Annotated in this window: 5 protein-coding genes and 2 pseudogenes; 2 read left to right on the top strand and 5 right to left on the bottom strand. The window is 70.6% G+C overall.

Features of this window, described 5'->3' with window-relative positions:
- Positions 1 to 159: 159 nt before the first annotated feature.
- Positions 160 to 369: pseudogene (locus tag ABEA93_RS31250) on the top strand (S1 RNA-binding domain-containing protein); the annotation flags it as partial.
- Positions 370 to 600: 231 nt separating this feature from the next.
- Here the strand turns inward: ABEA93_RS31250 and ABEA93_RS31245 are convergent.
- From ABEA93_RS31245 to ABEA93_RS31230, 4 genes and pseudogenes are all read right to left on the bottom strand, one after another.
- Positions 601 to 834, bottom strand: a pseudogene (locus tag ABEA93_RS31245) (family 4 glycosyl hydrolase); the annotation flags it as partial.
- Positions 835 to 841: 7 nt separating this feature from the next.
- A complete protein-coding gene (locus ABEA93_RS31240) occupies positions 842 to 1684 on the bottom strand; it encodes a carbohydrate ABC transporter permease (protein WP_345679220.1) in 843 nt (280 codons plus the stop codon).
- Positions 1685 to 1728: 44 nt separating this feature from the next.
- On the bottom strand, positions 1729 to 2610 hold the full coding sequence (locus tag ABEA93_RS31235) for a carbohydrate ABC transporter permease (protein ID WP_345679222.1): 882 nt from the start codon (positions 2608 to 2610) through the stop codon (positions 1729 to 1731).
- Positions 2611 to 2737: 127 nt separating this feature from the next.
- Positions 2738 to 3577, bottom strand: a complete 840-nt coding sequence (locus tag ABEA93_RS31230) for an SAM-dependent methyltransferase (protein ID WP_345679219.1) — start codon at positions 3575 to 3577, stop codon at positions 2738 to 2740.
- 294 nt (positions 3578 to 3871) lie between these two features.
- On the opposite strand from ABEA93_RS31230, the gene ABEA93_RS31225 reads away from it, so the two are divergent.
- A complete protein-coding gene (locus ABEA93_RS31225) occupies positions 3872 to 6250 on the top strand; it encodes a phosphoinositide-specific phospholipase C-related protein (protein ID WP_345679218.1) in 2379 nt (792 codons plus the stop codon).
- Between the two features lie 19 nt (positions 6251 to 6269).
- Here the strand turns inward: ABEA93_RS31225 and ABEA93_RS31220 are convergent, their stop codons facing one another.
- Positions 6270 to 6803 carry a glycoside hydrolase family 3 C-terminal domain-containing protein gene (locus ABEA93_RS31220; protein WP_345679217.1) on the bottom strand — a complete coding sequence of 178 codons (534 nt, stop codon included), beginning with the start codon at positions 6801 to 6803 and terminating at the stop codon, positions 6270 to 6272.
- Positions 6804 to 6882: the final 79 nt, after the last annotated feature.

Below are 6882 nucleotides of genomic sequence, written 5' to 3'. Positions count from 1 at the left end.
AAGTCCGCCCAGTCGTCGTCGAGTTTCACGTACAGTGCGATCGCGAGGGTGTCGAGGTCTGTCGTCACAAACGGATCCTGGACACCCTCGCTCCATGCCCGCAGGCATTCGGAAAGACTCGTCTAGGTTGGGCGTGTGGACGACACGGATCAGAGTGTGATGGTGCTGCACGTCGGTGAGGTGCGATACGGAGTCGTTTCGGCGATCGAGCGGTTCGGCGTCTTCGTGGATCTGGGCGGGTTCCACGGCATGGTGAGCGCCGCCAACTTCACGTGGACGCATTTCGAGCGGTTCTCGGACCTCGTCGAGGTGGGGCAGCACGTGGCCGTGGTGGTCTTGGACGTCGACGAGGTTCGGCAGCGTGTGTCGTTGTCGATGAAGGAGCTGGAACCGGATCCCCTGGTGGCGTTTGCCCGGTCGCGATTGCACGACACGGTCCCGGGTGTCGTCGACAAGATCCTTCCGATCGGCACGTTCGTGCGGCTGAGCGAGGGAATCGTCGGGCTGGTGCCCGTCGACGACCCGGGCTTGGCGGCGGGGAATGAGGCCGGGCGGCCGTACGAGGCGGGGGACGCCGTGGACGTGACCGTCCGCAGCATCAACATGCAGCAGGACCGCGTCGGCATCCGCCGCGCCGTGCTCGACCGACGCGGTCACCACCACGCGCGCCGGATGCCCCTGGCGTGCCGGCATCCGCCGTACCATCCCGGCCACCAGCGCGGCGCGCTCCGCCGCCGGGTCGACGAGGACGAGTTCGTCGACGGGCAAGGCAGCGAGCCCGTCCGCGAGTTCGGGCGTGTACGTCGATCCTCCGCCTATCACCGCCAGCTTCAACCGCATCTCACCCCTTCACACCGGTCAGCGTCACGCCTTCGATGAAGGCCTTCTGCGCGAAGAAGAACACGAGGATCACCGGGGCCATGACGAGCAGCGTCGCCGCCATCGTCATGTTCCAGTTGGTGTGGTGCGCGCCCTTGAACGACTTGAGGCCGTACGACAGCGTCCACGCGCCCGGGTTCTCGGACGTGTACACCTGCGGTCCGAAGTAGTCGTTCCAGCAGTAGAAGAACTGGAACAGCGCGACGGCCGCGATCGCCGGGCGGATCATCGGCACCACGACCCGCAGCAGGATGCCGAGGTCGCCGCAGCCGTCGACGCGCGCCGCGTCCACGTACTCCTTGGGCACGGTCAGCAGGAACTGCCGCAGCAGGAAGATCGAGAACGCGTCGCCGAACGCCAGCGGGATGATCAGCGGCCACAGCGTGCCCGACAACCCCAGGTTCTCCGACCAGAAGATGTACATCGGGATCACCACCACCTGCGGCGGCAGCATCATCGTCGCGATCACCAGCACCAGCGCCACCCCGCGGAACCGGAAGCGGAACCGGGCGAGCGCGTACGCCACCGGCACGCTCGACAGCAGGCACAGCGTCGTCCCGAGGCAGGCGTAGACCATCGTGTTGCGCCACCACGTCCCAAAGCCGGGCGTGCGGAAGACGTCCGCGTAGTTGCTCCACCGCCACTCGTGCGGCCACAGATCCGGCGTCAGTGTCTGACGGTCCGTCATGACCGAGGTGAGGAACAGGAAGACGAAGGGCAGCACAAAGAAGAGGACGGCCGCCACGGCGATCGCATGCACCGCGATCCAGTGCAGCGCCCGGTGGACCCGCGTACGCGTCGGCATCCGCGGACGTTCCACCCGCGCCGGCCCGGTCGGCACCGCCATCGCTAGTCCTCCGTCCCCATCAGGCCCGCGCGCCGGCGCAGCAGCAACGTGGTGACCGCCATGGCGATCGCGAACAGCAGCAGGGACAGCACGCACGCCACACCCGTGTCGAACGTGGAGAACCCTTCCTCGTACACGAGTTGGGGGAGCGTCAGCGTCGAACCCTGCGGATAGCCCGGCTCGAAGCTCTGCCCGGGCGCGCCGATGATGCCGCTCGCGACCTTCCCCGCGACCATCGCCTGTGTGTAGTACTGCATCGTCTGGATCACCCCGGTGACGACCGCGAACAGCACGATCGGGGTGATCGCCGGCCACGTCACGTACCGGAACCGCTGCCACGGGCCCGCGCCGTCGAGGGACGCCGCCTCGTACTGCTCGCGCGGCACGTCCACCAGCGCCGCCACGAAGATGACCATCAGATCGCCCACGCCCCACACCGCGAGCAGCGTCAGCGCCGGCTTCGACCACGACGGGTCGTTGAACCAGCCGACCGTCGGGATATGCACCTGCGTGAGGATGTGGTCCACCGGCCCGGTCGCCGGGTTCAGCAGGAACACGAAGCCGATCGTCGCGGCCACCGGCGGCGCCAGGAACGGCAGGTAGCACAGTGTCCGGAACAGGTTCGCGCCGCGCTTCAGCCGCACCGCGACCAGGCCCACGCCCAGCCCGAACAGCACCCGCAGCGGCACCATGATCAGCACCAGCCACACGGTGTTCCGCAGCGCCTTGCCCAGGTACGGGTAGTCCTGGAACACGTACCGCCAGTTCCGCAGCCCCACCCACTGCGGCGGGTTGATCAGGTCGTAGTGCGTGAACGAGTAGTACACGGTCGCAGCGAGCGGGTAGGCGAAGAACACCGCGAACCCGATGAGCCACGGCGACAGGAACGCCGTCGTACGCCACGCCTGCCGGCGCCGCGACGCAAAGGCGGCGCACCGTGGGGTGCGCCGCCTGGGGGAGTTCGGGACTCCCGGTGGTTCCGGTGGCTTCGCCGCAAGGGCTCTCGCCGGGTCAGTGCTTGATCGCGAGCCCGCCCGCCATCAGCCGCTGGCCGACCGTCAGCGACGCCGGGACCGGCTCGTCCGGACGCCACTCCGGCAGGTAGACCACGCCCGGCTCCAGGAGTTCGGTGCCCTCGAAGTACGCGGTGATCTCCTCCAGCGTGCGGAACCGCCCGGTGCCCAGGCTGGTCAGCAGCGCGCCCTCGAGGTCAAGCGCGTCCGGGCTCGACGCGCAGAAGTGCGTCAGCAGGAAGTAGCTGCCCGCGGGCAGCGCGGCCAGGTAGTCGCGCACGATCGCCTCCGGGCCCTCGTCGTCACCCAGGTGGTGGATGACGCCGACGAGCATCAGGCCGATCGGCTGGTCGAAGTCGATGAACTCCCGCACCGCCGGCAGGTCGAGCACGGCCTTCGGGTCGCGCAGGTCCGCCGTGACGACGGTGGTGTTCGCGTTCTCGGCCAGGATCGCCCGGCCGTGCGCCAGCACGATCGGGTCGATGTCGACGTACACGATCTTCGCGTCCGGGTTCACCTCCTGCGCCACCTGGTGCGTGTTCTGCACCGTCGGCAGGCCCGAACCCAGGTCGAGGAACTGCGTGATGCCGGCCTTCGCCATCGTGCGTACCGCGCGCCCCAGGATGTCCCGGTTGTAGCGTGCGACATCGCCGATCTCCGGCACGATGTCCTGCGACTGCTGGGCGATCGCCCGGTCGACCGGGAAGTTGTCCTTGCCGCCGAGAACCGCGTCGTACACGCGGGCGATACTCGGTACGGTCACGTCGATGCCGGTGGGCGCCCACTCCTCGGGCGCATCCCCATGCAACGGCGACGGGTTCGGAGCGCGGTCGTCCACGGGTGCCCCCTCGAGTCCTGCGCTCCCTTGCCAGGGACGCAAGTTGCCGGTGTTTCCAGGGGGATCGTAACGGTCTCCGCAGTGCCCACGCGCCACTCCCGCGCCACCCGTACATGCGAAACCAGGAATGAAACCCGGGCGAGCGAGCACGCGAACGAATACGCACGACCGGCTGCGGACCGCGGGCATGATCCGCGCCACCGCGGCGTTGCGTCGACCGGGGGCCCGCCGCCGCGGGCGATAATTCCGGTTGGTAGGGTTTTCGTCTATTCAGGGCTTTGCTCTGCTGAAGGGGTGAATGTCACGGTTGGTACGCAGGAGTCCCGGGAGGCGGACGACCGCCGTGCCCGGCGCCGTCTCCGCGCCATCCGCACGGCCGCGTACATCGTCGTCGCCATGGGCGTCGCCGTCATCACCGGCCTGGGCGTCGCCCGCAGCACCGTGCTCGACCGCGCCTGGTACGACTCCGTCCTGGAACGCGAGGACGCCTACGACCGGCTCTACGACCAGGTACTCGTCGACCCCGAGATGGCGCACCTGACCAACGACCTGCTGGCCCGGCTCCCCATCCCGCCCAACCAGATCACGGCCAACCTGCGCCTCGTCCTCCCGCCGGCGACCCTCCGCGGCATCGCCGACGACCAGATCGGCCGCACCGTCTCCTACCTGCGCGGCGACGAATCCGACCTGCACTTCTACGTCGACCTCAAACCCATCATCAACAACCTCGGCGGCGTCGCCGAGGTCTTCGTCGGCGACCTCACCGGCGGCGTCCCCAGCGTCACCGAGGCCAACGCCCCCGCCTTCGTCGCCTCCGTGCAACGCGCCCTCGACGCGCTCGCCGCCGGCCAACCCCCGGAGAGCCTCCCCGCGCTCGACCTCGCCCCCGAAGCCGCGCCGGAGATCGCCGACCTCATCCTCGAACGCCTCCCCGAAGACCGCCGCGCCGCACTCCGCGAGCCCGTCATCGCGTCTCTGCGCCAAGGCGACCTCGGCGGCGTCCTGGTCGCCGTTGTGCCCACCCTGTTCGGCGACAAGGTCGAAGACGCCCAGCAAGGCCTCGCCTCGCTCAGCCACGACCGGCCCTGGGACCTCGTCATCGACATCAAGGCCCAGGACACCACCGTCAACCTCGGCCCGCTCCCGCAACTGCGCGCGTTCACCGTCCTCGGCCTCGGCAAGATGCTCACCGTCGCGTGCCTGTTCACCGTCGGCGGCCTCTACGTGCTGTGGCGCACCGCGCCGCGCCGCGGCCTCGCCCGCATGGCCGGACCCGGGTACGCGCTCGCCGCGGGCGGCATGCTCGCCGCCGCGGTCTGCCTGATCGCCTGGGCCGCCGTCCCGCACCTGCTGCCCGCCGACCGCGGCGGCTGGGCGCCGTCCGTCCGCTCACTCGCCGACGACCTCCAGGAAGCCGCGATCCGCGACATCGTCAAGGTGTGGATCACGTCGTCCGCCGTGCCGGTGCTCGCCGGCGCCGGGCTCGTCGTCGCCGCGAACCTGGCCGTCCGCCGCCGCGAACGCGGCAAGGCCCCGCTGCCGCGGTCCCGCCGCCGCACCATCTCGGGCGTCGCCGCCGCGGGCGCCGCCGGCGCCCTCGCGCTGACGATCTTCCTGCCCGTCCCGACCGTCGGCGACCCCGCCAAGGAACGCCGCTGCAACGGCATGGCCCACCTGTGCGACCGCCACTACGACGAAGTCGCCTACCTCGCCACCCACAACTCCATGTCGTCCACCGCGGACCGCTTCATCAGCCCGCTCCAGGACCCCGACCCGGTCACCCAACTCGACCTCGGCGCCCGGGCCCTGCTCATGGACACGTACACGTGGGAGACCCCGGAGGAAATCGCGCCGCGCCTCGCCGGGTCGGAGATGTCCCCCGAGGAACAGGCCATCGTGGCCGGTGTCATAGACCGGTTCGCGCCCGCGCGCCCCGGCCTGTGGCTGTGCCACTCGGTGTGCCGCGGCGGCGCCATCCCGCTGGTCGGCACCATGCAGGCGATCGGCCAGTGGCTCGACCGCAACCCCAACGAGGTCGTGACCCTGATCCTGCAGGACGACATCACCGGCGAGCAGACCATGGACGCCATGCGCGAAGCCGGCGTCGACCGGTTCATGGCCACCCCGCCCGCCGACCCGAACGCGCCCTGGCCGACCCTGCGCGAAATGATCGCGAAAAACCACCGCCTGGTGGTGTTCGCGGAACGCACCGACGGGCCGGACCCGCACTACCGGCAGTTCTACAAGTACGGCATGGAAACGCCGTTCACCTTCACCTCCCCCGAGAACCTCTCGTGCGCCCCCAACCGCGGCGGCACCGACAAGCGGCTGTTCCTCATGAACCACTTCATCACCGCCAAGGGCGGCAGCCGCATCGACGCGGGACGGATCAACGCCAAGCAGTTCGTCCTCGACCGCGCCAAGCAGTGCGAACAGCAGCGCGGTCGGCCGGTCAACTTCGTCGCGGTCGACTTCGGGACGATCGGCGACGCACGCGGCGCGGTCGACGCGATGAACGCGGAGCGGGTGCGGAAGGCCGCCATGCCGGAGCCGCTGGTGCCGGACGGGGCCGGGGCGCAGCCGGGTGTGGTGCCGTCGGCGCCGCCCGCGCTGCCGGCGGGCCCGGTGTCCCCGGGCGAGGCGGCGGTGCAGCGGGGCCGGTCGGGGCCGTGACCGCGCGGCGGGCCGGCGGTCAGTAGGTCAGGCCGAAGCCCGCGGGATAGCCGTCTGCCGGGGCGGTGCCGTCGTCGCCGTCCGGGTCCGCCAGGGCGAAGGGGAGGTGTCCGCCCGGGGCGTGGCGCCCGAAGACCACCTCGGCGACCGTCGCGTCGGCGACCCCGAGGTCGACCAGGACGGCGGCGCAGTCCCCGGCGAACTCGGGGACGGGCGCGGGCCCGGCCAACCGCAGCACCACGATCGTCGGCACGGTCGCCGCGAGATCCAGGACGCGGTCGACGTCGTCGGCGGGCCACCGGTTGTGCCGGTCGGGTATGGCGCGCAGGACCGCGACTTCGGCTTCCTCGGGGGAGGCGACGACCTGTGCGTACCGGTCCGCGGCGGCGTCCGGAAGCCCCTCGAAGTACGCGCGCACGCCGTCGCGCAACGGCAGCGCGGGCCCGCCGGTCGCGCTGGTCCGCGAACTCGTGCGGTTCGCCAGCAGCACCAGCGCACCCGGATCCTCCACTGAACCGGCGCGCGACCCGGCATGGGTGTCTGGGGACGGCATGTTCCGGCGGCTCCCTTCCGGCCGAGCCCCGTCCGGGGCCCCTCCTGGCCCGCCATCGTGGCAGATGCCACCCGCACGG

Origin of the sequence: Yinghuangia aomiensis, assembly GCF_039542225.1 — a bacterium.
GTDB classification, from domain to species: domain Bacteria; phylum Actinomycetota; class Actinomycetes; order Streptomycetales; family Streptomycetaceae; genus Yinghuangia; species Yinghuangia aomiensis.
The sequence above is the reverse complement of the archived record's forward strand: the minus strand, read 5'-3'. Positions and strand labels throughout refer to the sequence as shown.